Source organism: Actinomycetota bacterium (assembly GCA_005888325.1).
Lineage (GTDB): Bacteria > Actinomycetota > Acidimicrobiia > Acidimicrobiales > AC-14 > AC-14.
The window spans coordinates 44,209-68,660 of the sequence record VAWU01000020.1 but is presented as its reverse complement, the minus strand read 5'-3'; the positions used below and the strand labels follow the sequence as shown (position 1 = coordinate 68,660).

At 71.4% G+C, this 24,452-nt stretch carries 27 protein-coding genes; 1 reads left to right on the top strand and 26 read right to left on the bottom strand.

The window, feature by feature from the left end:
* Nucleotides 1-164: 164 nt before the first annotated feature.
* Entirely contained in the window at nt 165-545 is a 381-nt protein-coding gene (locus E6G06_06460; protein ID TML92386.1) for a hypothetical protein, read from the top strand.
* A gap of 4 nt (nt 546-549) precedes the next feature.
* Here E6G06_06460 and E6G06_06455 read toward each other — a convergent pair whose 3' ends face one another.
* The 26 genes from E6G06_06455 to pyrR form a co-directional block, all read right to left on the bottom strand.
* Nucleotides 550-762, bottom strand: coding sequence for a hypothetical protein (locus tag E6G06_06455; protein TML92385.1), 213 nt, complete (start codon nt 760-762; stop codon nt 550-552).
* Nucleotides 762-1,637, bottom strand: a complete 876-nt coding sequence (locus tag E6G06_06450) for an ATP phosphoribosyltransferase (GenBank protein TML92384.1) — start codon at nt 1,635-1,637, stop codon at nt 762-764. Before E6G06_06450 ends, E6G06_06455 begins: the two co-directional genes overlap by 1 nt.
* Before the next feature lie 22 nt (nt 1,638-1,659).
* Nucleotides 1,660-2,157: a 6,7-dimethyl-8-ribityllumazine synthase gene (locus tag E6G06_06445; protein ID TML92383.1), complete on the bottom strand. Its 498-nt coding sequence runs from the start codon at nt 2,155-2,157 to the stop codon at nt 1,660-1,662.
* A complete protein-coding gene (locus tag E6G06_06440) occupies nt 2,144-3,364 on the bottom strand; it encodes a bifunctional 3,4-dihydroxy-2-butanone-4-phosphate synthase/GTP cyclohydrolase II (GenBank protein ID TML92382.1) in 1,221 nt (406 codons plus the stop codon). Before E6G06_06440 ends, E6G06_06445 begins: the two co-directional genes overlap by 14 nt.
* 35 nt (nt 3,365-3,399) lie before the next feature.
* Complete coding sequence (locus tag E6G06_06435; protein ID TML92381.1) at nt 3,400-3,981, bottom strand: riboflavin synthase; 582 nt, start codon at nt 3,979-3,981, stop codon at nt 3,400-3,402.
* A complete protein-coding gene (gene ribD / locus E6G06_06430) occupies nt 3,966-4,973 on the bottom strand; it encodes a bifunctional diaminohydroxyphosphoribosylaminopyrimidine deaminase/5-amino-6-(5-phosphoribosylamino)uracil reductase RibD (protein ID TML92414.1) in 1,008 nt (335 codons plus the stop codon). Before ribD ends, E6G06_06435 begins: the two co-directional genes overlap by 16 nt.
* A gap of 23 nt (nt 4,974-4,996) precedes the next feature.
* Entirely contained in the window at nt 4,997-5,482 is a 486-nt protein-coding gene (locus tag E6G06_06425; GenBank protein TML92380.1) for a MogA/MoaB family molybdenum cofactor biosynthesis protein, read from the bottom strand.
* Complete coding sequence (gene rpe, locus E6G06_06420; protein ID TML92379.1) at nt 5,479-6,126, bottom strand: ribulose-phosphate 3-epimerase; 648 nt, start codon at nt 6,124-6,126, stop codon at nt 5,479-5,481. The genes E6G06_06425 and rpe overlap by 4 nt, the downstream gene beginning before the upstream one ends.
* Before the next feature lie 9 nt (nt 6,127-6,135).
* Nucleotides 6,136-7,263 (bottom strand): hypothetical protein, encoded by a 1,128-nt coding sequence (locus E6G06_06415; GenBank protein ID TML92378.1) that lies wholly within the window; start codon nt 7,261-7,263, stop codon nt 6,136-6,138.
* Nucleotides 7,260-8,081: a methionyl-tRNA formyltransferase gene (locus E6G06_06410; GenBank protein ID TML92413.1), complete on the bottom strand. Its 822-nt coding sequence runs from the start codon at nt 8,079-8,081 to the stop codon at nt 7,260-7,262. The genes E6G06_06415 and E6G06_06410 overlap by 4 nt, the downstream gene beginning before the upstream one ends.
* A gap of 2 nt (nt 8,082-8,083) precedes the next feature.
* Nucleotides 8,084-8,614 (bottom strand): peptide deformylase, encoded by a 531-nt coding sequence (def, locus tag E6G06_06405; protein TML92377.1) that lies wholly within the window; start codon nt 8,612-8,614, stop codon nt 8,084-8,086.
* 9 nt (nt 8,615-8,623) lie between these two features.
* Nucleotides 8,624-10,231 carry a hypothetical protein gene (locus tag E6G06_06400; protein ID TML92376.1) on the bottom strand — a complete coding sequence of 536 codons (1,608 nt, stop codon included), beginning with the start codon at nt 10,229-10,231 and terminating at the stop codon, nt 8,624-8,626.
* Nucleotides 10,232-10,488: 257 nt separating this feature from the next.
* Nucleotides 10,489-11,685 carry a methionine adenosyltransferase gene (locus E6G06_06395; GenBank protein ID TML92375.1) on the bottom strand — a complete coding sequence of 399 codons (1,197 nt, stop codon included), beginning with the start codon at nt 11,683-11,685 and terminating at the stop codon, nt 10,489-10,491.
* A complete protein-coding gene (gene coaBC / locus E6G06_06390) occupies nt 11,682-12,935 on the bottom strand; it encodes a bifunctional phosphopantothenoylcysteine decarboxylase/phosphopantothenate--cysteine ligase CoaBC (protein ID TML92412.1) in 1,254 nt (417 codons plus the stop codon). The genes E6G06_06395 and coaBC overlap by 4 nt, the downstream gene beginning before the upstream one ends.
* Nucleotides 12,936-12,952: 17 nt before the next feature.
* The gene (gene rpoZ, locus E6G06_06385; GenBank protein ID TML92411.1) at nt 12,953-13,201 is read right to left on the bottom strand and encodes a DNA-directed RNA polymerase subunit omega; all 249 of its coding nucleotides are present in this window, start codon (nt 13,199-13,201) and stop codon (nt 12,953-12,955) included.
* A 27-nt stretch (nt 13,202-13,228) separates the two neighbouring features.
* Nucleotides 13,229-13,741, bottom strand: coding sequence for a guanylate kinase (locus E6G06_06380; GenBank protein TML92410.1), 513 nt, complete (start codon nt 13,739-13,741; stop codon nt 13,229-13,231).
* 111 nt (nt 13,742-13,852) lie between these two features.
* Nucleotides 13,853-14,680: a hypothetical protein gene (locus tag E6G06_06375; protein ID TML92374.1), complete on the bottom strand. Its 828-nt coding sequence runs from the start codon at nt 14,678-14,680 to the stop codon at nt 13,853-13,855.
* Nucleotides 14,677-15,351 (bottom strand): hypothetical protein, encoded by a 675-nt coding sequence (locus E6G06_06370; protein TML92373.1) that lies wholly within the window; start codon nt 15,349-15,351, stop codon nt 14,677-14,679. Before E6G06_06370 ends, E6G06_06375 begins: the two co-directional genes overlap by 4 nt.
* A complete protein-coding gene (locus E6G06_06365) occupies nt 15,317-15,637 on the bottom strand; it encodes an integration host factor (GenBank protein TML92372.1) in 321 nt (106 codons plus the stop codon). The genes E6G06_06370 and E6G06_06365 overlap by 35 nt, the downstream gene beginning before the upstream one ends.
* A 27-nt stretch (nt 15,638-15,664) precedes the next feature.
* The gene (gene pyrF / locus E6G06_06360; protein ID TML92371.1) at nt 15,665-16,360 is read right to left on the bottom strand and encodes an orotidine-5'-phosphate decarboxylase; all 696 of its coding nucleotides are present in this window, start codon (nt 16,358-16,360) and stop codon (nt 15,665-15,667) included.
* Nucleotides 16,353-17,216 (bottom strand): dihydroorotate dehydrogenase, encoded by an 864-nt coding sequence (locus E6G06_06355; GenBank protein TML92409.1) that lies wholly within the window; start codon nt 17,214-17,216, stop codon nt 16,353-16,355. The genes pyrF and E6G06_06355 overlap by 8 nt, the downstream gene beginning before the upstream one ends.
* A 44-nt stretch (nt 17,217-17,260) precedes the next feature.
* Nucleotides 17,261-20,542, bottom strand: coding sequence for a carbamoyl-phosphate synthase large subunit (gene carB / locus E6G06_06350; GenBank protein ID TML92370.1), 3,282 nt, complete (start codon nt 20,540-20,542; stop codon nt 17,261-17,263).
* Complete coding sequence (carA, locus tag E6G06_06345; protein ID TML92369.1) at nt 20,542-21,675, bottom strand: glutamine-hydrolyzing carbamoyl-phosphate synthase small subunit; 1,134 nt, start codon at nt 21,673-21,675, stop codon at nt 20,542-20,544. The genes carB and carA overlap by 1 nt, the downstream gene beginning before the upstream one ends.
* Nucleotides 21,672-22,964, bottom strand: coding sequence for a dihydroorotase (locus tag E6G06_06340; protein ID TML92368.1), 1,293 nt, complete (start codon nt 22,962-22,964; stop codon nt 21,672-21,674). The genes carA and E6G06_06340 overlap by 4 nt, the downstream gene beginning before the upstream one ends.
* Nucleotides 22,948-23,880, bottom strand: a complete 933-nt coding sequence (locus E6G06_06335) for an aspartate carbamoyltransferase catalytic subunit (GenBank protein ID TML92367.1) — start codon at nt 23,878-23,880, stop codon at nt 22,948-22,950. The genes E6G06_06340 and E6G06_06335 overlap by 17 nt, the downstream gene beginning before the upstream one ends.
* Nucleotides 23,877-24,383 carry a bifunctional pyr operon transcriptional regulator/uracil phosphoribosyltransferase PyrR gene (gene pyrR, locus E6G06_06330; GenBank protein ID TML92408.1) on the bottom strand — a complete coding sequence of 169 codons (507 nt, stop codon included), beginning with the start codon at nt 24,381-24,383 and terminating at the stop codon, nt 23,877-23,879. The genes E6G06_06335 and pyrR overlap by 4 nt, the downstream gene beginning before the upstream one ends.
* Nucleotides 24,384-24,452: the final 69 nt, after the last annotated feature.

Genomic DNA, 24,452 nt, shown 5'->3' with positions numbered 1-24,452 from the left:
CGCTCCGTTCGCGCGGAATCCGTGCACGCGAAAAAGGCGGACGTCGGGAAAGCAACGTCCGCCCTCGGCGGTCGATCGACCCGGTGCACCAGCGACGAGCTGCCGGCCGGGTGGGGGTTCGCGACCCCGCTTTCCGTCTTCTGTTGTGGGTTTAGGGTAGCAGCATGGGCACGATCTGGACACCAAGCGGCGAGCGACCGGTGGGGCGCGACGAGCCGTCGGCCGAGGCTGCACCCGAGCCCGAACCGGAGCTGAGCGACGAACAGATCGCGGCAGAGATGGCCGAGGCGCAGCGGCAGTTGCTCGCCGCGCCGGTCTCTGTCGTCGTCGCCAACCACTGCATCGGTCTCTTCCAACTGGCCGCGCTCCACCTCAACCAACCCGAGCCCGACCTGGTGCAGGCATCGGTGGCGATCGACGCCCTCGCAGCCATCGTCGAGACGCTCGGGTCGCGCCTCGGCGACGACGAGTCCACGCTGCGCGACGCGCTGGCGCAGCTGCGTCTCGCCTTCGTGCAGGTGACGAAGGCGACAGGCGGCACCTGAACCGCTACGCGCGCGGCGCCACATGTGCCGCCTCCCACGTCCCCAGGTGCCCGGGACGAACCTCGAAGCTCACGGGCGTGCCCGCCGCGATCGTGCGGCTGCCGTCGGCGACCTGGGTACAGTGGAAGAGCCAGCGCTCGTCTCCGGCCTCGACCCAGCCGATGCCGCGTCCCTCGTCGAACTCGGCGACACGCCCTTGCACGACGCGTCCCCCCATCAGTGCACGATCTTGGAGATGGGCAGCTCGATGATGTCGGTGGCGCCGTGGTCCTTGAGAGCAGGGATGAGCGTGTTGATGTCGGACTTGGGCACGACCGTCTCCACCGCGTAGCCGCCTTCGCCGAACAGCTTCGACACGGTGGGTGACTTGAGCGCGGGCAGGATCTCGATGATGCCGTCGAGGTCGACCTCGGCCACGTTGAGCTTGACGAGGACGCGCCCGCGCGCCTCCAGCGTCCCCTCGAGCAGTGACTGGATCTGGCTCATGGCGTGACGCTTCGGCAGGTCTTCGTAGGCCGCCGGGTTGGCGATGAGCTCGGTGAACGACACGAGGATCGTGTCGATGATGCGAAGGCCCGCGGCGCGCAGCGCGCTCCCCGTCTCGGTGAGGTCGACGATGGCATCGACGATGTCGGGAACCTTGGCCTCGGTGGCGCCGTAGGAGAGGCGGATGTCGACGTCGAGGCCGTGCCGCGTGAAGAAGCGGCGCGTGAGCTCGGGGAACTCGGTGGAGACGCGCGCGCCGCGCTTGAGGTACTCGATGCGCTCGACCCCGGAGTCCGCGTGCACGGCCACGACGATCCGCACGGGTCGCGCGGTGGCCTTCGAGTAGTGGAGCTGACAGAGCGAGACGACGTCACTGCCCGTCTCCTCGATCCAGTCGCGGCCGGTGATGCCGATGTCGAACAGTCCCTCGGCGACGTAGCGCGGGATCTCCTGCGGGCGCAGGATGCGCACCTCGTCGATGCGCGGGTCGGCGATCGTGGCGCGGTAGGTGACGTCGGAGGAGCGCTGCACCCCGAGGTCGGCCTCGTCGAAGAGCTCGAGGGTGGCGCGCTCGAGCGAGCCCTTCGGGAGGACGAGCTTCAGCATCCGGTCGACCGGCCCGACCCGGTCAGGTCGTGCCCTTCGGCAGCTGGCGCAGGAGGTCGACCATCTCGATCGCAGTCATGGCCGCCTCGAAGCCCTTGTTGCCCGCCTTGGTTCCCGCCCGCTCGATCGCCTGCTCGATGGTGTCGGTGGTGAGCACGCCGAACACGACCGGGACGCCGGTGTCGAGCTGGGCCCGCTGGATGCCTGCCGCGCACTGCCCGGCCACGTGCTCGTAGTGCCCGGTGGCGCCACGGATGACCGCGCCGAGGCAGATGACCGCGTCGAAGTCGCCCGAGGCGGCGAAGCGCTGGGCCACGAGCGGGAGCTCGAAGGCGCCCGGCGCCCACGCGACCGTCACGGACGCGTCGTCGACGCCGTGGCGCAGCAGACCGTCGCGGCAACCGGCGAGCAGACGCTCGGTGATGAGGTCGTTGAAGCGCGCGCATGCGATGGCGACTCGCAGCCCCTCGCCGCGCAGCTGGCCGCTCACATCGGCGGCTCCCCGGCTATAGGACGTCATCGAGGCCCTCCAACAGGTGGCCCATCCGCGCCTTCTTGGTGCGGAGATAGTGGATGTTGTGGGGGTTGGGCTCGACCTCGAGCGGCACCCGCTCGATGATCTCCAGGCCGAATCCCTCGAGTCCACCGTACTTGGCCGGGTTGTTGGTCAGTAACCGCATTGTCGTGATGCCCAGGTCGACGAGGATCTGAGCCCCGATGCCGTACTCACGACTGTCCACCGGCAGGCCCAGACGGAGGTTGGCGTCGACGGTGTCGGCGCCTTCGTCCTGCAACTTGTAGGCCGCGAGCTTGTGGGCGATGCCGATGCCCCTGCCCTCGTGGCCCCGCAGGTACACGACCGCGCCCAACCCCTGCTCGGCGATGCGTTGCATCGACGCCTCGAGCTGCGGGCCGCAGTCGCAGCGCAGCGAGCCGAAGACGTCGCCCGTGAGGCACTCGCTGTGCATGCGCACGAGCACGTTCTCCTCACCCTGCACCGCCCCCTTGACGAAGGCGAGGTGCTGGTCCTGGTTCAGGACCGATTCGTACGCGTAGCAGGTGAACTCGCCCCACTCGGTTGGTATCGGGGCCTCGGCGATGCGCTTGACCAGCTTCTCGCGCTGGCGCCGGTGACGGATGAGATCGGCGATGGAGATGAGCAGCAGCTCGTGCTCCTCGCAGAAGCGCTCCAGGTCGGGCAGCCGCGCCATGTCGGTCTTCTTCTCGTCGACCACCTCGCACAGCACGCCCGCCGGGTAGAGGCCCGCCATGCGCGCCAGGTCGACCGCCGCCTCGGTGTGGCCGGCGCGCTTGAGCACGCCGCCTTCGCGATAGCGAAGGGGATAGATGTGACCGGGGCGGGCGAGGTCGCCGGGACGGGTGGCCGGATCGATGAGCGCCTGAATGGTGGTCGAGCGGTCGAAGGCCGAGATACCGGTGCTCGTGCCCTGCCGGGCGTCGACGGAGACGGTGAACGCGGTGCGGTTCGACTCGGTGTTCACCGGGACCATCAGCGGCAGGTCGAGCTCGTCGAGCCGGTCGCCCGTCATGGGCACGCAGATCACACCGGAGGTGTGTTGGAGGAAGAACGCGATCTTCTCGGGAGTCGCGGCTTCCGCAGCCATGATGAGGTCGCCCTCGTTCTCGCGCTCCTCGTCGTCGGTGACGACCACGATCTCGCCGCGGCCCACGGCCGCGATCGCATCTTCGACCCGGGCGAACGGCATCGGTCTCTCCTTCACATCACTCTCCGGCACATCACTCACTCCGGCACAGCTGGATCTTGGTGGTGCAGCAGTCGTTCGACGTACTTGGCCATGACGTCGACCTCCACGTTGACGCGCCCGCCCCGGCCCTTCCGGCCGAACGTGGTGACGGCCATGGTGTGTGGGATCACGGCCACGGTGAACCCGTCGTCGAGTGGCTGCACGACCGTGAGGCTGCACCCATCGACGGTGATCGAGCCCTTCTCCACGACGTAGCGGATGAGCTCGGCGGGCACGCGCACCCTGAGGTCGGGCGCGGGCTCGACGATCTCACCGACGGCGACGACGTGGCCCTGCACGAGATGCCCGCCGACACGGTCTGCCAACCGCAGCGGGCGCTCGAGGTTCACGGAGTCACCCGGGCGCAGGTCGTCGAGGTTGGTGCGCGAGAGGGTCTCGTCGACTGCGTGCGCCTCCCACCACCCCGCCCCGACCTCGGTGACGGTCACGCAGCAGCCGTTGACCGCGATCGAGTCGCCGATCTTCGCGTCCTCACTCGTCAGCGGGGCGTGGAAGCGGAAGCGGCCGCCGTCGCGCGTCTCGACCCGGCCCAGCTCCTCGACTATCCCGGTGAACACGATTCCCCCGTGACCGGCGCGAGCTCGACCCTCAGGTCGCCGCCGAGCTGCTCGACCGACTCGATGCGGCCGCGCCACACCTCGGCGATCGTCGCCGCGCCGGGACCCGCGAACAGCGGCCGGGAGTCGTCGCCGCCGGACAACGCGGGCGCCAGGTACAGCACATAGCGGTCGACGAGGCCGGCCCGATGGAAGGCGCCCGCCACGGTGGCGCCGCCCTCCACCAGGAGCTGCACGACGTCGCGCTGCCCCAGCTCGTCGAGCACGCCGTCGAGCCCGCCGCTCAGCTCGACGCACGGCTGACAGCGCGCGCCCGCTGGTGCGCTGCCGAGCACGACGCGCAACGGATCGCGGACGTCACTCCGTCCGGCCCCGGCGGCGGGCGCCGGACGGGCGGTCAGCGCGGGGTCGTCGGCCTTCACCGTGCCCGCCCCGACGAGCACTGCGTCGCTCTCGGCCCGCAACCGATGGGCGTCGGCGCGCGCCGCCTCACCGGTGATCCACTGACTCGTGCCGTCGGGCGCCGCGATACGGCCGTCGAGCGTGGCGGCCAGCTTGAGCACGACCCAGGGACGGCCCGTTGTGCGGTGCTTGATGTACGGCGCGAGCTGCGCACGCGCCTCGCGCGCGCACACGCCGAGCGTGACTTCGATGCCGGCCGCGCGCAGACGGGCGACCCCCCGCCCGTGCACCCGCGGGTCGGGGTCGTCGATCGCGACGACGACCCGCCGCACGCCCGCGGCCACCAACGCGTCCGCGCACGGCGCGGTGCGGCCGGTGTGCGAACAGGGCTCGAGCGTGACCCAGAGGGTGGCACCGCGTGCCGCGTCGCCCGCCCGTTCGAGCGCGACCGCCTCTGCGTGGGCCTGGCCCGGAGGCAGGGTCGCGCCTTCGAAGGTGTGACCGTCGACACTCTCGACGACGCAGCCGACCCAGGGATTGGGATGCGCGGTGGCGCGCACCGATGCGCCCAGCTCGATCGCCCGTCGCATGGCTCGCTCGTCGTCCACCACCATCAAGTGTGGTGGCTCGTGGGCTCGTCGGCCAACAGCCGCAGCGCGTGGGGCAGGATGTCGAGCACGCCGGAGAGGCACTCGACCGCACCGGTCGGCGAACCCGGCGTGTTCAAGACGATGCAGCGCCCGATGGTGCCGGCCGCGTTGCGCGACAAGCGCCCCTTGTCGCGGTTCACCGCGAGCATGCCGAGGATCAGGCCCGGAGCCTCGCGCTCGAGCACCCGCCGGGTCCCCTCCGGCGTGAGGTCGCGTGGCGAGAACCCGGTGCCGCCCGTCGTCACGATCAGCCCTGCGAAGCCCTGCGCCATCGACGTGATCGCGCTGGCCACCTCGTCGATGCCGTCGCTCACAACGCCCCGACTCACGACCTCGAACCCGTTCGCCGCCAGCTGGTCGGCCAGGGCGCGACCCGACTCGTCCTCGCGCGTGCCCGCGACCACACCGTCCGACACGGTGAGCACCTTGGCGCGCAACGAGCGGCTCACCCGATGGCCGCGCGCAACCGACGCGCCGCGCCGAGCGCGTCGTCGGCACCGAAGATGGCGTTCCCCGCCACGAACGTGTCGGCCCCGGCCGCGGCGGCGACCGGGGCGGTCTCCTCGTTGATGCCCCCGTCGACCTGCAGCGCCACCCGCAGTCCGCGGCGGTCGATCGCTTCCCGCGCCCGGGCCACCTTGGGCATCACCTCGTGCATGAACGTCTGGCCACCGAAGCCGGGGTGCACCGTCATGAGGAGCAGCAGGTCGATCTGGTCGAGATAGGGCTCGGCCGCTTCGAACGGTGTCTCCGGGTTGACGGCCAGGCCGACGTCGAGGTGCAGACGACGCATCTCCGCACACAGCTCAGCGGTGCCGTCGATCTCGACGTGCACCGAGCATCCGTTCGCACCCGCGTCGGCGAACGCCTCGAGGTAGTCGCAGGGGTTGTCGATCATGAGGTGACAATCGAGGTAGAGCGCGGTGTGGGGGCGCAACGACTTCACGACTGGCGGCCCGATGGTGAGGTTGGGCACGAAGTGGCCGTCCATCACGTCGACGTGGAGCAGGTCGGCCTCGGGTGTGACGTCGTCGATCTCGCGTGCGAGCGCGGCGAAGTCCGCGGACAGAATCGACGGAGCCAGGCGCGCCATGGGGCGATCCTACCGACGCCGCTTCAGGCCGAGCAGGAACATCCCGTCGGTGCCGGCCGTCTGTGGCAACAGCCGGGCGCCGCGACCCGCGGGCATCCACGGCTCCTCCGGCGGATCGAGCGCGAGGAGCTCGGGACGCGCGACGGCCAGCCAGTCGTCGACGGCCGTCGTCTCCGTGCGCGTCAAGGTGCAGACCGCGTAGAAGACCGTTCCTCCGGGGCGCACCATGTCGGCGGCGGCGACGAGCAGCTCGCGTTGGAGGACGGCGAGGGTGTCGACATCCTCCGGTTGCACGTGCCAGCGGGCGTCGGGGCGCCGGCGAAGCACCCCGAGACCGGAGCACGGGGCATCGACGAGCACCCGGTCGAACGTGCCGGCGCGGTGCGGCGGACGGCGGCCGTCGGCGATCAAGGTGGCGAGGCTCGTCGCGCCGAGCCGCCTCGCGTTGGCCGCGACCAGGCGGGCGCGACCGGGGCGCACGTCGGCCGCGGTCACCGATGCACCCGTCGCCGCCATCAACGTCGCCTTGCCCCCGGGCGCGGCACACACGTCGGCGACCCGCTCACCCGGCTTGGCATCGACGTAGTCCGCCACCCATTGCGACGCCCGGTCCTGCACGTAGCCGTCAGCGCGCTCGTCCACCTCTCCCGCCACGTTCATCTGCTGCAGGGCGCCGAGGGCGCAGTCCGCGCCGAGGTCCGCGGCCAATCGGGCCACCATCCAGTCGGGGTAGCTCAGCCGGGTCGGCGGATCGGGCCAGCGCACGGGCTCGGATGCGACCTTGCGCAACACCGCGTTGACGAGCCCGCGGGCGCGCTCGGGCGCGAGGTCGACAGAGGTGGCCACCGCCGCGTGCGCAGGGGTACGGAGGAAGACGAGCTGGTAGGAGCCGAGGCGCAGCACGTTGCGCACGATCGGCTCGATCCGCTCCGGTTCCTTCACGAAACGGCCCGCGACCCAATCACATGCCCGACGCATGCGCGTCGTCCCGTACACGAGCTCGGTGACGAACGCGCGATCGCGCGCGCCAAGGCGGCTGCCGTGGAGCATCGGCGGGAGCACGAGGTTGGCGTAGGCGCCTTCGGTGTCGATGCGGAGCAGCGCGTCGAGCGCGACCCGGCGGGCGGACGGGGTCATGTCCCGAGTGCTTCGCCGGGCTGCCACCGGGCCCCTCGGGCCCAGTCGGATGCGTTCATGCGGCCCTTGCCTTCAGGCTGCACCACGAGCAGCTCGAGCTCACCGTCGTGCACGCGCGCCCGATGCACCTTGAGCCGCTTGCCGCGGAAGGTCGTCCACGCGCCGCCGACGCGCACCACCCGCTCGAGCTGCTCGGGCGGTTGCGACCAGTCGAGGCGCAGCTCCTGCGGTGCCAGCTTCTCCGCGTACGTCGGCTCGCCCACCTGGGGCCTGGGCTCCGGCAGGCCGCGCCCATCCGAGGCATGACGGAGCAGCTGCAGCAACAGGTTCGTGCCCAGCCCGGTGAGCCGGGCGCGCAGCTCCGCGGCCGTCTCGTGGGGCAGGACCTGCACGACGTGCTCGGCGTAGATGGGGCCGGTGTCGAGGTTCTCCTCCAACCGCATGATGCCGACACCCGTGGTGAGGTCGCCCGCGAGGATGGCGCGCTCGACCGGCGCGGCACCGCGCCAACGTGGGAGCAGGGAGAAATGCATGTTGATCATGGGCACCGCGTCGAGCACCGGCTTCTTGATGAGTCGCCCGAAGGCGACGACCACCGCGAGATCGGCACCTGCGTCGACCACGTCGTCGACCTTGTCGGTGACGGGCAGGCCCAGCTCGAGCGCGGCCGCCTTGACCGGGCTGGGGAGCAGCGCTCCGCCGCGCCCGCGGCGTTTGTCGGGGCGGCTCACGACGAGGAGCACATCGTGGCCGTCGGCCACCAGTGCCCGAAGGGGCGGGACGCCCACCTCGGGCGTGCCCAGGTAGGCCAGCCGCAGGGCTACAAGGCTCCTGCGCGCTCGGACCGGGGCGGATCGACCGGAAGCCCGAGCGCGCGCTGTCGCAGGATGCGGCGCGCCTCCTTCTGCTGGTCCGGCTCGAGGTGCTGGAGCAGGAGCACGCCGTCGAGGTGGTCGAGCTCGTGCTGGAACAGCCGGGCCAGCAGCTCGTCGGCCTCCAGGGAGACCTCGTTGCCGTCGAGGTCGAGGCCGGTGAGGTGGACCTCCTTGGGCCGCACGATCGGCCACGAGAGCTCGGGCACCGACAGGCACCCTTCCTCGAAGGTCCACTCGCCACGGCTCTCGTCGATGACCGGGTTCACGAGCACGTCGGCGCCGTCGCCGATGTCGTAGACGAAGAGTCGCTTCTGCACACCCACCTGCGGGGCGGCCAGCCCGACACCCGGCGCGGCGTGCATGGTGGTGATCATGTCCTCGGCCAGGCGCACCAGCGTGGCGTCGATGTTCTCCACCTCCGACGCGCGCTGTCGGAGGACGGGGTCGCCGAACAGGCGGATGGTGTACGGAGCCACGACGCCAGACTAGCGGGACGGGTCCACGTTCACGCGCAGCCGCCCCGTCGGTCTGGGCGCCATCGCGAGCGCGTCGCACAGCCGTTCGTGGTCGGGCGCCCGCACGAGCCAACGTCCGTCCGCCGGCCCCAGGATCTCGAGGCCCGTCACCGTCCCTTGCGCCGACAGGGCGCGCAGCGTGTCGACGTAGGCGCCGGCTGCCTCACCGGAGACCATCGCCATCGCGGTGACGGGCGGGAACCGGAGCTGGGCCCGACGGGCGCGCTCCGGCGCGATCAGCCGGTCGGGGTCGGCGTGCACCGCGGCGCTGATGACCTCGTGGTCGGGCAGCCGGGTCTGCAGGAGGAGACGCCCGCCCCCGGCGCGACCACCGACCAGGCGCGCCGCGCGCGCGAGCAGCGCCATGGCCTGTTCGGCCGCCCGGTAGCGCGGCGCCAACAGCTCCTGGTCGAGGTCGAGGAACACGACCACGTCGGCGCTGCGCACGCGGTGCAGCACCGCTTCGGTGCCCACGAGGATGGGAGCTCGCTGCTTGCTGGCGCCGTCGGCAGTTACCTCCGCGACGGGCCGGCGCACGAGCGCCTCGAGCTCCTCCGCGGCGCGCGTCACACCCATGCGAAGCGTCTTGAGCCGGGCGCTGCCGCACGCGGCGCAAACCGACGGACGCGTCGTGCCGCACCGCGTGCAGCGCAAGCCCTCACCGTCCTGTTGCATGGCCGCTCCACAAGCCTCGCAACGCACGAGCTCGCCGCATGCGACGCACGCGAGGAGGCGGGCGCGGCCCTTGCGGTTCAGGACGCACACCACGCGCTGCGCATGACGTGCGACCGTGACCAGGCGCTCTGAGAACAGCCCGAGACCCGGTGGCTCCCGGCGCCGGTCGACCACCTCGACGATCGGCCAGCCGGCGCGCTCGTCGGCTCGCGTTGGCGTGATCAACGCGCCCGCGTCGAGCGCCTCGAGCGATGGACACGGCGACACGAGCGTGCAAGGCGCTCCGGCGCGATGGGCGCGCTCGACCGCGACGTCTCGCGCGTGCCATGTCGGCGCCCGCTCCTCCTGGTAGGCCTCGTCGTGCTCGTCCAACACGAGCACGGCATCGAGGCGCGGACGCGGCGCCCATGCCGCGGCCCGCGTGCCGATCGCGACGCAGCCCCCGGACGTGGCGCGGGACCAGTCGTCTGGCAACAGCGCGGTCGCCACGCCCTCCGTGCGCAGCCGACCGGCCAGGCTCGTCGCCATCGCGTGGTTCGGCGCGAGCACGAGCGCTTCGCCCGAACCGGCAGCGTCGCGTACGAGCGGGAGGAGGTCGGCCGCGGGGGGCACGCGCCTGACCTCGACGGGGTGCGCGGCACCTGGCCCCGGTGCCGCGACCGCATCGACGCGCGTGCGCACGACCCGTGGGGGTGACGCGGTGCGGAGGAACACCGCGGTGCGACCCGCCCAACGCCACGACGCCCACCGCGACAGATCGACGAGCTCGGGCGCGGGCCCGTCGCCGGTCACCTTGGCGATCGGCTTCAGCGGGCGGTCGGGGGGCATGTCGTCGAGCGCCACCACCCAGCCGCCCACCCGCCGCCCGTGCAGCTCGACGCGGACGATCGTGCCCACTCGCACGGCCGACGCGAGGTGCTCGGGGACGAGGTAGTCGAACGCCTTGTCGAGCCCGGCGACGTCGGGGACGACCGTGGCGACGGTCAGCCGCCCGACGACGTGACCTCCGCGCCGGCGGGGTTGGGGTCCCCGCCGGCATAGTGATGAGCGCTTGCGCGAAGGCAGATCACCTCAGGCACTGTGCACCTCGCCCGCGCCGGCAGGGTTGGGGTCCCCGCCGGCACCGCGATGAGCGCTTGCGCGAAGAGCCATCAGCAGAGTCAGCTCAAGCCCAGGGCCCGCTTCACGTCGTCGAGACGGTTGAGGCGCTCCCAGGTGAACTCCTTGTCGGACCGTCCGAAGTGACCGTAGGCCGCGGTGCGCTTGTAGATGGGCCGGCGCAGGTCGAGGTCGCGGATGATCGCCGCGGGCCGCAGGTCGAACACCTCCGGCACCATCGCCTCGATGCGACCCGGGTCGACGGTCTCGGTGCCGAACGTCTCGACCATCACCGAGACGGGTCGGGCGACGCCGATGGCGTAGGCCACCTGGATCTCGCACCTGCGGGCCGCGCCCGACCCGACCACGTGCTTGGCCACCCAGCGCGCCGCGTAGGCGGCCGAGCGGTCGACCTTGCTCGGGTCCTTGCCCGAGAAGGCCCCGCCGCCGTGGCGGGCAGCGCCGCCGTAGGTGTCGACGATGATCTTGCGGCCGGTGAGGCCCGTGTCCGCGTGCGGGCCCCCCAGCTCGAAGAGGCCGGTGGGGTTGGCCAGGATCTCGTAGCGGTCGTCCGCGAACTGGCTGGGCAGCAGCGGATGGATGACGTGATCGCGCAGATCGGGCTTGAGGAGGGTCTCGATGTCGATGCCGGGCTGGTGCTGGGTCGAGATGAGCACGGTCTTCAGCGCCGTCGGCCGGCCGTCCTCGTAGTCGACGGTGACCTGGGTCTTGCCGTCGGGGCGCAGGTAGGGCAGCACCCCGGCCTTCCGCACCTCGGCCATGCGCTGGGCGAGGCGGTGGGCGAGCCAGATCGGGAGCGGCATGAGGTCGTCGGTCTCGTCGCACGCGAAGCCGAACATCATCCCCTGATCGCCGGCGCCCTGCGCGTTGAGGATGTCCTCGCCGCTCGTGCCCGTGCGCACCTCCTGGGCGAGGTCGACGCCCTGGGCGATGTCGGGCGACTGCTCGTCGATCGCGGTGATGACCCCGCAGGTGTTTCCGTCGAAGCCGTAGGACTCTCGGTCGTAGCCGATGCCGCAGACCGTCTCGCGCACGATCTTGGGGATGTCGACGTAGGCCTTGGTGCTGATCTCACCCGCGACCACGACCAGTCCGGTGGTCAGGAGCGTCTCGCACGCCACCCGTCCGTGGGGGTCCTCGGCCATGATGGCGTCGAGGATCGCGTCGGATACCTGGTCGGCCATCTTGTCGGGATGGCCCTCGGTGACCGATTCCGAGGTGAACGTCCAACGGCTCACGTGTCGCTCTCCTTGTTTCCTGGGTGGTTGCCTGTGCCGGGGCTCGCCTGTCGCCGCGGCGACGTGGCGTGCCGGCGCAGGGAGACGACGGCGTCGAGCACCGCTCGCGCCACGTCCCGCTTGTCGACGAGGGCCGTATCCTGCTCGAAACCGTCGCGGCCCACCATGTGGACGCGGTTGGTGTCGTGCTCGAAGCCGACCTCGGCTGCGGCGACGTCGTTGCCAACGATCAGGTCGACGCCCTTCGCGTGCAGCTTCTCGGCCGCCTGGGTGCGCATGTCGCGCGTCTCGGCGGCGAAGCCAACGAGCGTCTGGCCCGGCGTCCGCCGCCGGCCGAGCTCGGCCAGGATGTCGAGGGTCGGCTCGAGCACGAGCTCGGGCACGCCGTCGGCCTTCTTCAGCTTCTCCGGGGCCGACGCCTTGGGGCGGAAGTCCGCCACGGCCGCCGCCATCACCACGACATCGGCCTCCCCCGCCCCGTCGAGCACTGCCTTCTCCATGTCCGCGGCCGTCTCGACCCGCACGACCACGGCACCCGAGGGTACCGGGAGGCCCACGGTGGTGACCAACGTGACCTCGGCGCCGCGCGCCGCCGCCTCGTGCGCCAGCGCGTGGCCCTGCTTCCCCGACGAGCGGTTGCCGACGTAGCGCACCGGGTCGATGGGCTCGCGGGTGCCCCCGGCGCTGACCAGGACCCGTAGGCCGGCGAAGTCCTGCGGGGCGAGGACGCGCTCGACCGCCGCCACGATCGTGCCCGGCTCGGGCAGGCGTCCGGCGCCGATGTCGCCGCCTGCCAGACGGCCGGTCGCGGGCTCGACGACATGCACGCCCCGGCGCCGGAGGGTTGCGAGGTTGTCCTGCGTCGCCGGGTGCTCCCACATCTCGGTGTGCATGGCGGGGCACACGACGACGGGCGCACGGGTGGCGAGGAGCGTGGCGGTGAGCAGGTCGTTGGAGATCCCTGCGGCGTAGGACCCGATCAGGCGTGCGGTGGCGGGAACGACCACGACCACGTCGGCCGACCGGCCGAGGCGCGTGTGCGGGATCGGGTCGCGTTCGGACCAGAGCGAGGTCTGCACGGGCTCCGACGCGAGGGCCGACAGTGTGACCTCACCGAGGAAGCGGGTGGCACCCCTCGTCATCACCGGAGAGACGTGCGCGCCGGCGTCGACGAGCCGGCGACAGACCTCGACGGCCTTGTAGGCGGCGATCCCGCCACAGACGCCCAGCACGACGCGGCGCCCGGCCAGTGCGCCCGCCACGACGCCTACTTGATCGCTTCCTCGACCTCGTCGGGGCGCTGATAGGTGATCTTGTCGGCCGCGATCTCCTCGAGGGCGATCGACAGGGGCTTGCGCGAGACCGACGCCACCTGCGGGGGAACGATCGACCCCAGGCCCTCGCCCAACTGGCTGAAGTAGGAGTTGATCTGACGGCCACGCTTGGACGACAGGCTCACGAGGGTGAACTTCGAGTCCACCTTCTCGAGGAGCTGCTCGATCGGGGGGTACATCATCGTGGCGCGCTGCGCTAACGGGGCCATTTACGTGGTTTCTCCAGACGAAGACCGCTTCCGGTGCTGCTCGAGGATAGCAGCCACCTCCTCGACCGCCCGGCCCAGGTCGTCGTTGACGATCACGTGATCGGCCATCGCCCGCCCGACGGAGTCGAGCTCTTCCGCCTTGGCGACGCGGTCCCGGATCCGCTCGGGTGCGTCACCACGTCCCCGCAGGCGCGCCTCCTGCACGGAGCGCGAAGGCGGCACCACGAAGAGGAGGATGGCGTCGGGGTGCAGCTGCTTGACCTGCCGGGCGCCCTCGAGCTCGATCTCGAGCAGGACGTCACGGCCCGCCGGCGGCTCGAGCGTCGGCGTGCCGTACAGCGCGCCGAGGAAGTCCTCCCACTCGAGGAAGCCCCCGTCGTCGATCCGCCGCTGGAAGGTGGCCCGGTCGACGAACTCGTACCAGTCGCCCGGCTCGTCGGGCCGGGGCGGGCGGGTGGTCCACGAGCGGCTGAGCCAGAGACGGGCGTCCCGCTGGAGGAGCGCGGACACCATGGCCCCTTTTCCCGCCCCGCCGGGGCCGGCGATGATCACGATCACCGCGGTCCTCCCCCCATGCGTGTCGTGCTCAACCGTCGTCAGGACGGCGGGCTGCGCCGAGGTGGGTCAGCGCTCGCGGACCGCCTGCAGCTCCCGTACCGGGAAGTCGAGCGTGCCGACGGTCTGGAGCCCCTCCTCGATCGCGCCCTGCTCGCCGTTGGTTGCGTTCCACGTGGCCGTCCATTGCTGGCGCACGGTAACGCGGTAGGCGCCGTCGGCCTGGTACGGGTGCCTGATCTCGCCTGTCGGCCAGGCACCGCCCTGGCTCGTGAGCCCGTGCGCGAACGAGCCGTCGCCCCAGTCGACCTCGTAGCGGCTGTGAGGGGTGATGGTGATCGTGTAGCCGAGGGCGTTGAACGTCCACGTGCCCGGTTCGCGTTCGCCGCCGATCTCGAGGTACGCCTCCTTGCCCACGATCCCCCACCCGGGCGCGATGCGCGGCGCGGGCGGTGGCAACTTCACCTGGTCGCGCCACAGGGCCAGCGCGACCGCGCCGGCGGAGAGCCGGGGCGGCACCGGTGCGCTGCCGGAGCACAACGGGTAGTTGCGCAGCAACCGCAGCACGCGCGCCTCGGCGTCGAGCGCGGCCCGGGAGTTGCCCGCGCCGAGCACGAACCGCTGGCCCACCTGCACACAGCTCCCGCCGAGTGTCGCGTCGAACCGCAACTGCACGTCCATGAGGTAGTTCGCCGGGTCGTTCCTCGGGTCGTTCGGATCGAAGGAGACGCGAACGACCCGTCGACGAATAGCGCCCGGTCCCTCGCCCGTGCCCTCTCGGCCGCGAGCGTCGATGACGTCGTTCCCCCCTGGCTGAACGTCGAACTCGGCAGCGAATCCCGCACTCGGGAGCAGGACAGCGGCGAGCGACGTCACGCAACCAGCAACCAACTTCATACGCATGGGTTCGTAGGCTCCTCTCCGGTACTCGTCGCCCCATCGAGTCCGATCATCCAAGCCGTCGGATTCCTACGAGCGGGATCGAGCTCGGGCTTCTTCAGCCCGAAGCCGATGTAGCCCTTCTTGAGCTCATCTGTCGGTGGCACCTTGAGAATCGGTCCAAAGTCCCTCGTGACCGCCGCAAACACGCAATCACCCGTGACCTTGATGATCCGGTCGATCCTGGTCACCGGATCCTCCGGGTGAGCCCTCAACTCGATCATCTCCTGCGCGGCGCTCCGGCCGTATGACGACTGCACCCGGTCGAACTGCGGATCGAGATAAATCGCGCGTATGCGCTCATAGAACGCGCGATTGGGCTCCCGCGCGCCCACGAGCGCTCGAACGGCATCCCCTTCGACGTGGTCGAGGACGTCGATGACCGCTTGGACGTAGGCGACGTCGATGACGGCCGGTACCCGGTCGACGGGGACGACCGACGTCGTCGTGGCCGGCGGCTCCTTGCGCACGGTGGCCGACGGTGCGCGCGTCGTGTCGTCGCCATGGTCGGAGCAGCCGACGACGGCGAGCACTCCCACGAGCACCGCGGTCACCCCCCTCCTCAGTGACCTTGACCTCATGTGAACCCCAGGGTCAGGCCTGCGCGAACTCCTTGAGCAGCGCCTCACGCTGCTGAGCGCCGAGCCCGCGGACCCGGCGGGTGTCGCTGATGCCGATCTCGTCCATGTAGCGGCGGGCCTTGACCTTGCCCACGCCGGGGAGCGATTCGAGCACACTGACGACTTTCATCTTGCCGATCACGTCGTCGCGCTCAGCTGAGTCGAGCAGCTCGCGCAGGGTCGTCGACCCCATCTTGAGCTTCTCCTTGAGCTCGGCGCGCTGGCGACGCGCCGCAGCGGCCTTCTGGAGCGCGGCTTGGCGTTGATCCGGCGTGAGAGCGGGAGGCAACGGCATGGTTCGGCACCCTAGCGCGCTCGCTGCTCAGGTCAACCCGGCGAGCAGCGCCTCGGCCGCAGCGGCCCGGTCGGACGCCAGCGTGACGGCCCGGCCGATGACCACGAGGTCGGCGCCCGCGTCGAACGCCTGCTGCGGTGTCGCGGCGCGCGCCTGGTCGTGCGTCTCGGTGCCCTCGGCGCGGATGCCCGTCACCGCCACGAGCAGACGCGGCGCCAGCTGCTTCGCCTCTTGCGCGTCGGCCGCCGCGCAGACGACCCCGCCACACTTCCCTTCGACCGCCGAAGCGACGCGCTGACCCAGTATGTGCGCCGGCGCGCCTCTGTCACTGGTGAGCACCGTGACCGCGAGCGCGGTCGCCGGTGGAAGTCCGGCGGCATGCGCGCCGTCGTTGAGCCCGTCGACGCCCGCGCGGAGCATCACCGGCCCGCCATGCGCATGGAGCGTGAGGTAGCTCGCTCCGAAAGAGCCGATCACGCGCGCCGCCTTGTTGACCGTCGTGGGGATGTCGTGCAGCTTCAGGTCGAGGAACACCTTGAAGCCCGCCTCTGACAACAGTCCGACAACGTCGGGGCCGGCTGCCGCGAACAGCTCGAGCCCGACCTTGGCCACACCGAACCAGGGCTTCACGTCGCGGGCCATGCGCAGAGCCACCACCAGGTCGTCGACGTCGAGCGCGACGGCCAGCTTGTCGCGCCGGTCGTTGTTCGACTCGTTACTCATGCGCAGCTCCGATCAGGTCAGGCACTCGCCGCACGCCATGCTGGTCGCACCAGCGCGTGAGTTGGTGGACCACCCGCAGGGGCGTCCGGGGATCGTAGAACGTGGCCGTGCCGACCTCGACCGCGTTCGCCCCTGCGAGCAACAGCTCCACTGCGTGGTCTCCGGTCGCAACCCCGCCGACGCCGACGATGGCCGCGTCCGGGAACGCCTCGCGGCACTCGTAGACGGCGCGCACCGCGACCGGGCGAATGGCCGGTCCCGACAGGCCTCCCCCGCCCGCGCCGAGTCGGGGGCGGCGGGTCTCGGGGTCGATCGCCATCCCCATCACGGTGTTCGTCAACGTCAGTGCGTCGGCCCCCGCGCGCAACGCGGCGTCCGCGATCTCGACGAGGTCGGTGACGTTCGGGCTCAACTTCGCCCAACGCGGCCGGTCGCAGACGCGCGTCGCGTCGATCGCGTCGGCGGTCGCCGAGGCCGAGTGCGCGAACATCCGCCGACGGTCTTCCACGTTGGGGCACGACACGTTGACCTCGACCGCGATCACCGCAGGTGGCGCGTCGACCAGCAGCTTGGCGGCGAGCGCGAAGTCCTCGACGGTGAAGCCCCAGATGCTCGCGACCACACGCGCGCCGGCGCGTGCGAGCGCAGGGAGCTCGTCGGCGAGCCAGGCCTCGACACCGGGGTTCTGGAGCCCGACGCTGTTGAGCATTCCCGCGTCGGTCTCGTGCAGGCGCGGGGCGGGGTTGCCCGCCCATGGCGATGCCGACAGTGACTTGACGACGACCGCACCGAGCGCCGAGAGCTCGAAGTAGCGACCGAGCTCGTCCGCGTGACCCGACGTGCCGGACGCCGTCATCACCGGGTTGGACAACGTCACCGAGCCCACGCGCGTGGCGAGGTCTACAGCGGCAGACGTAGCTGATCACCCCGGTGGAACTCCTGCAGGCTGCGCACGCGCAAGCCGTGCGCCGACCAGTCGGCCACACCCGCGACCGCGGCCAGCGCCGCCGCCGCGGTCGTGAGGCACGGGATGCCGTGCACGCTGGCCGCCAGCCGGATGTAGGCGCCGTCGGCGCGAGGGCCCCGGCCCCGGGGCGTGTTGACGACCAGGTCGATCTTCCCGGCCGCAATCAGGTCGACCGCGTTCGACGAGCCCTCCCCCATCTTCGGCACCACGCCGGCGACGGGCACGCCCTGCTGACGCAAGGCGTCGGCCGTCCCGGCCGTGGCGACGACGGAGAAGCCCAGATCGACGAAGCGGCGGGCGGCGAGGATCCCGCCGGGCTTGTCGCGATCGTTGAGCGACATGAACACGGTGCCCTTCTCCGGGAGGCGGTCGCCCGCGGCGATCTGGCTCTTGGCGAAGGCGAGGCCGAAGGTGACGTCGACGCCCATCACCTCGCCGGTGGAGCGCATCTCCGGTCCCAGCAGCGTGTCGACGTCGGGGAAGCGGTTGAACGGCAGCACGGCCTCCTTCACCGACACGTGCCCGCCCGTCACCGCGGGGCGTAGCAGTCCCTCGGTCCGCAGCTCCGCGAGCGTGGCGCCGACCATGACCCGCGCCGCCACCTTGGCAAGGGGCACGCCGGTCGCCTTCGCAACGAACGGCACGGTCCGCGACGCGCGCGGGTTGGCCTCGATGACGAACACCTGTCCCTGCTTGACCGCATACTGCACGTTCACGAGGCCGATCACACCGAGCTCTTCCGCGATGTTGCGCGTGTGTGTCTCGATCACCTCGACGACCGCGTTGGACAGGTTCTGCGGCGGGATGACGCACGCGCTGTCACCCGAGTGCACGCCCGCCTCCTCGACGTGCTCCATCACCGCGCCGATCACGACCTCGCCGGTGCCGTCGCGCACCGCGTCGACGTCGACCTCGGTCGCGTCCTCGAGGAACCGGTCGATCAGCACGGGGCGCTCGGCCGAGAGCCCGCCTTCCCGGCCCAGCGAGCCGAAACCCGCGAGCTCGGCCATCGCCCGCCGCAGCCCGTTCTCGTCGTACACGATCTCCATGGCGCGCCCGCCGAGCACGTACGAGGGCCGCACGAGCGCGGGGTAGCCAACGCGCCCCACCACCGCGAGCGCGTCGTCGACGGTGGCGGCCGTGCCCCCGGCGGGTTGGGGGATCTCGAGCCGGGCACACAGCGCGTTCCACCGCTCGCGGTCCTCGGCCAGGTCGATGGACTCGGGGCTGGTTCCGAGGACCGACCCCTCGGGCAGCCGCCCGGCGAGCTTGAGCGGTGTCTGGCCGCCGAGCGACACGATCACGCCGTCGGGCCGCTCGGCCTCGAGCACGTTCATCACGTCCTCGTAGGTGAGGGGCTCGAAGTAGAGCCGGTCGCTCGTGTCGTAGTCGGTGGAGACGGTCTCGGGGTTGCAATTGACCATCACCGTCTCGTAGCCCGCGTCGCGCAACGCGAAGGACGCGTGCACGCAGCAGTAGTCGAACTCGATGCCCTGCCCGATACGGTTCGGGCCCGAGCCGAGGATGACGACCTTGCGCCGGTCGTTCCGCTGCACCTCGTCCTCGTCCTCGTAGGTCGAGTAGTGGTAGGGCGTCTTCGCGTCGAACTCGGCACCGCACGTGTCGACGGTCTTGAAGGTGGCGCCGACACCGAGCTCCAGTCGTCGGGCACGCACCGCGTCCTCGCCCACGCTCCAGAGCCACCCCAGCTGGGCATCGCTGAAGCCGAGGCGCTTGACCCTGCGCCAGCCGCGTCTGGTCATGTCGTCGACGCGCACGTCGGCGAGCCACGCCCGCGCCTCGGTGATCATGGCGATCTGGTCGAGGAACCAGGGGTCGACGCGCGTGGCCGCGTAGAGCCGCTCGACGGTGATGCCCCGGCGCAGGGCGGCCTCGAGTTGGAAGGGACGGTCGGGGGTGGCGATGGCGGCCCGTCGAACCAGCTCGTCGTCGTCCAGGTCGTCGAGCGTCGCCTCCGCTGGATCGCAGTTGAGGCCCCAGCGACCGTGCTCGAGCGAGCGCAGGCCCTTCTGCAGCGACTCCGTGAACGTGCGCCCGATGGCCATGGCCTCGCCGACGGACTGCATTCGGGTGCCGAGCACGTCGGAGCTTCCGGGGAACTTCTCGAACGCCCAGCGGGGCACCTTCGTGACCACGTAGTCGATGGTGGGCTCGAAGCTGGCGGGCGTCTCGCGGGTGATGTCGTTGGCGATCTCGTCGAGCGTGTAGCCCACCGCGAGCCGAGCTGCGATCTTGGCGATCGGGAAACCGGTCGCCTTCGACGCGAGGGCGCTGCTGCGCGACACGCGCGGGTTCATCTCGATCACCACCAGCTCGCCGTCGTCGGGGTTCACCGCGAACTGGATGTTGGAGCCGCCGGTGTCGACACCGATGCGCCGGATGCACGCGAAGCCGGCGTCGCGCATGCGCTGGTACTCGACGTCGGAGAGCGTCTGCGCCGGCGCCACGGTGATCGAGTCACCGGTGTGGACGCCCATCGGATCGAGGTTCTCGATGGAGCACACGACGACGCAGTTGTCGGCCCGGTCGCGCATGACCTCGAGCTCGTACTCCTTCCAGCCCGCGATGCTCCGCTCGATGAGGATCTCGGAGATGGGGCTGGCTGCGAGGCCGACCTCAGCGATGCGATGGAGCTCGTCGGCATTCGCCGCGATCCCCGACCCCTTGCCACCGAGGATGAACGAGGGCCGCACGATCACGGGGTAACCGACGTCGTCGCCGATCCGCTCGGCCTCCTCAAGCGAGTAGGCGAAGCCCGAGGCGGGCACCGCCAGACCGATCTCCGTCATGGCGGTCTTGAAGCGCTCGCGGTCCTCCGCGGTGCGGATCGCCTCGACGCTCGCGCCGATGAGCTCCACGCCGTAGCGGTCGAGCACGCCGTTGTCCGCGAGCTCCATCGCCAGGTTGAGCGCGGTCTGGCCGCCGACGGTGGGGAGCAGGGCGTCGGGACGCTCGCGCTCGACGATGGCCGTGAGCACCTCGACGTCGAGGGGCTCGATGTAGGTGCGGTGGGCGAAGTCGGGGTCGGTCATGATCGTGGCCGGGTTGGAGTTGGCCAGCACGACGCGATAGCCCTCCTCGCCGAGCACACGGCAGGCCTGCGTCCCCGAGTAGTCGAACTCGCACGCCTGGCCGATCACGATGGGACCGCTGCCGATCAGCAGGATCGTCCGCAGGTCGTCGCGCTTCGGCATTACGCGCCCGCTCGCATCAGGGCGCGGAACTGCTCGAACAGATAGCGGGCGTCGTGCGGACCGGGCCCCGCCTCCGGGTGGTACTGCACCCCGAATGCCGGCACGTCGCGACACCGCAGGCCCTCGATCACACCGTCGTTCAGGTTGACGTGGGTGACGTCGGCACCCGCGATCGAGCCCTCGACGACCGCGTAGTTGTGGTTCTGACTCGTGATCTCGACCGCGCCCGTCTCCACCCGACGTACCGGGTGGTTGCCGCCGTGGTGACCGAACTTCAGCTTGAACGTGTCACCGTCGAGCGCGCGCGCGAGCAGCTGGTGACCGAGGCAGATGCCGAAGACGGGGACCCGGCCCAGCAGCCCCCGGATGGTGTCGACCGCGTACGTGACCGCAGCCGGGTCGCCCGGACCGTTCGACAGGAACACGCCGTGGGGGGCGCGGGCGATCACGTCGTCCGCCGCGGTCGAGGCGGGCACCACCTCGACGGTGGCGACGTGGGCGAGGTGGCGGAGGATCGTCGTCTTGATGCCGTAGTCGAAGGCGACGACGTGCAGCGGGTAGCCGTCGCGCTCGGCTCCCGCCGCCGCGTCCACGACATAGGGCGCCTCGCACGTGACGGTGGCGACGAGGTCGACACCGTCGGTGCCGGGCTCGTCCATCGCCGCCTGCTTCAGCTCTCGCTCGCCCACGCCGGCGTCTGCGCCGGCGCCGACGGGACCGAACGCGCACGGCATGGCCCCCGCCTCGCGGATGTGGCGGGTGAGGCGGCGGGTGTCGACGCCGGCGATGCCCGGCACGCCGTGGCGCGTGAGCCAGGTGCCCAGGTCGTCGACCGCGCGCCAGCTGGACGGGCGCCGGGCCAGCTCGCGCACGACGACGCCACGACAGTGCGGCCGGCGGCTCTCGTGGTCGTCGGGGCTGACCCCGTAGTTGCCGATGTGCGGGTAGGTGAACGCGATCACCTGGCCCGCATAGGACGGGTCGGTGATGACCTCCTGATAGCCCGACAGAACGGTGTTGAACACCACCTCGCCGGTGGCAACGCCGCCGGGCGGCACCGCCCCGATCGCCTCGCCCTCGAACGTGGTGCCGTCGCCCAGGACGAGCAGCGCCTCCCGCCGCGGCGGGCTCACCGCTGCGCCTGTCCGTCGATCACGACCGCCTCGCCGCCGAGGACGGTGTGGCGCACGCGGCCGGTCAGCTTGCGCCCCCCGTACGGCGTGTTGCGGCTGCGGCTCGCCAGCTTCTCGGGCTCGACCACCCACACGGTCGCCGGGTCGATGACGCACAGGTGGGCGGGGCGGCCCTCGGCGACCGGCCCGCCGTGCTCGGCCTCGAGGCCTGCGATGCGCGCCGGCTGCCACGACAGGAGCGCGAGCACGCGCTCGAGCGGGAGGCTCAACTCGGTAAGCGCGAGCGCCAGGGCGGTCTCGAGCCCGAGCATGCCCGGCGGCGCCTCGTCGAAGGGTGCCTCCTTGTCCTCCTGCGTGTGGGGCGCATGGTCGGTGGCGATGGCGTCGAGCGTGCCGTCGCCGAGCGCGACCCGCACCGCTTCGACATCGGCGGTCGGGCGCAGCGGGGGGTTGACCTTGAAGACGGGGTCGTACGACGCGACGACCGAGTCGTCCAGCGTGAAGTGGTGGGGCGCGGCCTCGGCGGTGACGGGCAGGCCCGCGCCCTTGGCCGCGCGCACCGCGTCGAGCGCCGCCGCGACCGACAGGTGCAGGAAGTGCATGCGCGTCCCGGTCAGCCGCGCCAACGCGATGTCGCGCAGCACCATCAGCTCCTCGGCCTCGGCCGGAACGCCGGGGATGCCGAGGTGGCTCGACCACTCACCTTCGTGCATGTGCCCGCCGCTCGCCAGCGCCGCGTCCTCGCAGTGCTGGGCGAGCGTGATGTCGAGCGCGGAGGCGTACTCGAGCGCGCGGCGCATGAGCCGCGAGTCCTGCACGCCCGCACCGTCGTCGGTGAAGAGGCGCACGCCCAGCGCCGCCATCTCGGCCAGCGGCGCCAGTCGCTGCCCCGCCCGGCCCACGGTGATGGCGCCCGCCACGTGCACGTCGCACGCCGCCGTCGAACCCAGGTCGAGCACCTCGCGGACGACGGCTGCGCAGTCGATGGCCGGGTCGGTGTTGGGCATCGCGACGACGGCCGTGTAGCCCCCGAGCGCGGCGGCGCGGGCGCCGGTGTCGACTGTCTCCGCCTCTTCACGGCCGGGTTGACGGAGATGCGCGTGCAGGTCGACGAGGCCGGGCGCGACCGTGCAGCCCGACGCGTCGAGCACCTCGGCACGCGCCGGCGGGTCGATGTCGTCGGCCACGGCGACGATGTGTCCGGCGCGCACGAGCACGTCGGCGCGCCGCGTGCCGGTGGCGTCGACCACCGTGCCGCCGCGGACGACGAGGTCACGCACCACGGCCAACCCCCGTCGACCCGAGCATGAGGAACAGCACGGCCATCCGCACTGCGACCCCGTTGGCCACCTGCCGGGTGATCATCGACCTCGGCAGGTCGGCCACGTCGGCCGCGATCTCGACACCGCGGTTCATCGGACCGGGGTGCATGACGAGGGCGTCGTCGGACAGGAGCCGCGCCCGCTCGCGCGTGAGCCCGTAGCGGGCGGTGTACTCCCGCAACGAGGGCAGGAGCGACTCGATCTGGCGCTCCTTCTGCATGCGCAGGAGGTAGACCACGTCGGCCTTGGGCAGCACGCCGTCGAGGTCGTGGCTCACGGCGACGGGCCAACCCGTGAGGTTGGGCGGGAGGAGCGTCGGTGGCGCGACCAGCGTGACTTCGGCGCCGAGTCCGGTGAAGGCGAGCACGTTGGAGCGGGCGACGCGCGAGTGCTTCACGTCGCCGACGATGGCGATCCGCAACCCCGCGAGCGAGCCGCGCGACTGGCGGATCGTGTAACAGTCGAGCAGGGCCTGGGTGGGGTGCTCGTGCCAGCCGTCGCCCGCGTTGATCACCGGCGCGTCCACCCACCGGGCGATCTGCCACGGCACCCCCGCCGACGCGTGGCGCACGACGACCGCGTCGATGCCCATCGCCTCGATCGTCTCGACCGTGTCGCGCAGCGACTCGCCCTTCTTCACCGACGAGGTCGACACCGAGAAGTTCATGGTGTCGGCCGACAGCCGCTTGGCCGCGGTCTCGAAGGACAGCCGGGTGCGCGTCGACTCCTCGAAGAAGAGCGAGACGACCGTGCGCCCCCGCAGCGTGGGGACCTTGGGGATCGCCCGCTCGCTCACCTCGACGAAGGAGTCGGTGAGACGGAGGATCTCGTCGATCTCGTCGAGCCCGAGGTCGGCGATCGACAGCAGGTGCTTGCCTGTCATCGGGTCCGCCGCACCTCGCCCAGCTCCACGCCGTCGCGGGTGACGCTCACCATCTCGTCGCGACGCGTCGGCAGGTTCTTGCCCACGTAGTCGGGACGGATCGGCAGCTCGCGGTGGCCCCGGTCGACCATGACCGCCAGCTGCACCGAGCGGGGCCGGCCGTAGTAGTTCAGGGCGTCGAGCGCGGCCCGCACCGTGCGCCCGGTGAACAACACGTCGTCGACCAGCACCACCACCTCGCCGGTGAGGTCGAAGGGGATGTCGGTGGGCGCCTCCGGCATGACCGGGCGGATCCCGATGTCGTCGCGGTGGAGGGCGACGTCGAGCCGGCCCACGGGCACCTCGGTGCCTTCGATGTCGCGCAGCACCTCCGCCAGCCGGCTCGCCAGCGGCACGCCGCCGGTCTGCAGGCCGATGACGATGACGTGCTCGAGCCCGTGGTTGTGCTCGACGACCTCGTGGGCGATGCGGGTGACGGCCCGACGCAGGTCGTCGGGGCCCATGACCCGGGTGCGGGGAACGAAAACGCCCCCGTACGGGGGCGCTGCGGCGCGTTCTCGCTCGGCCAAGCC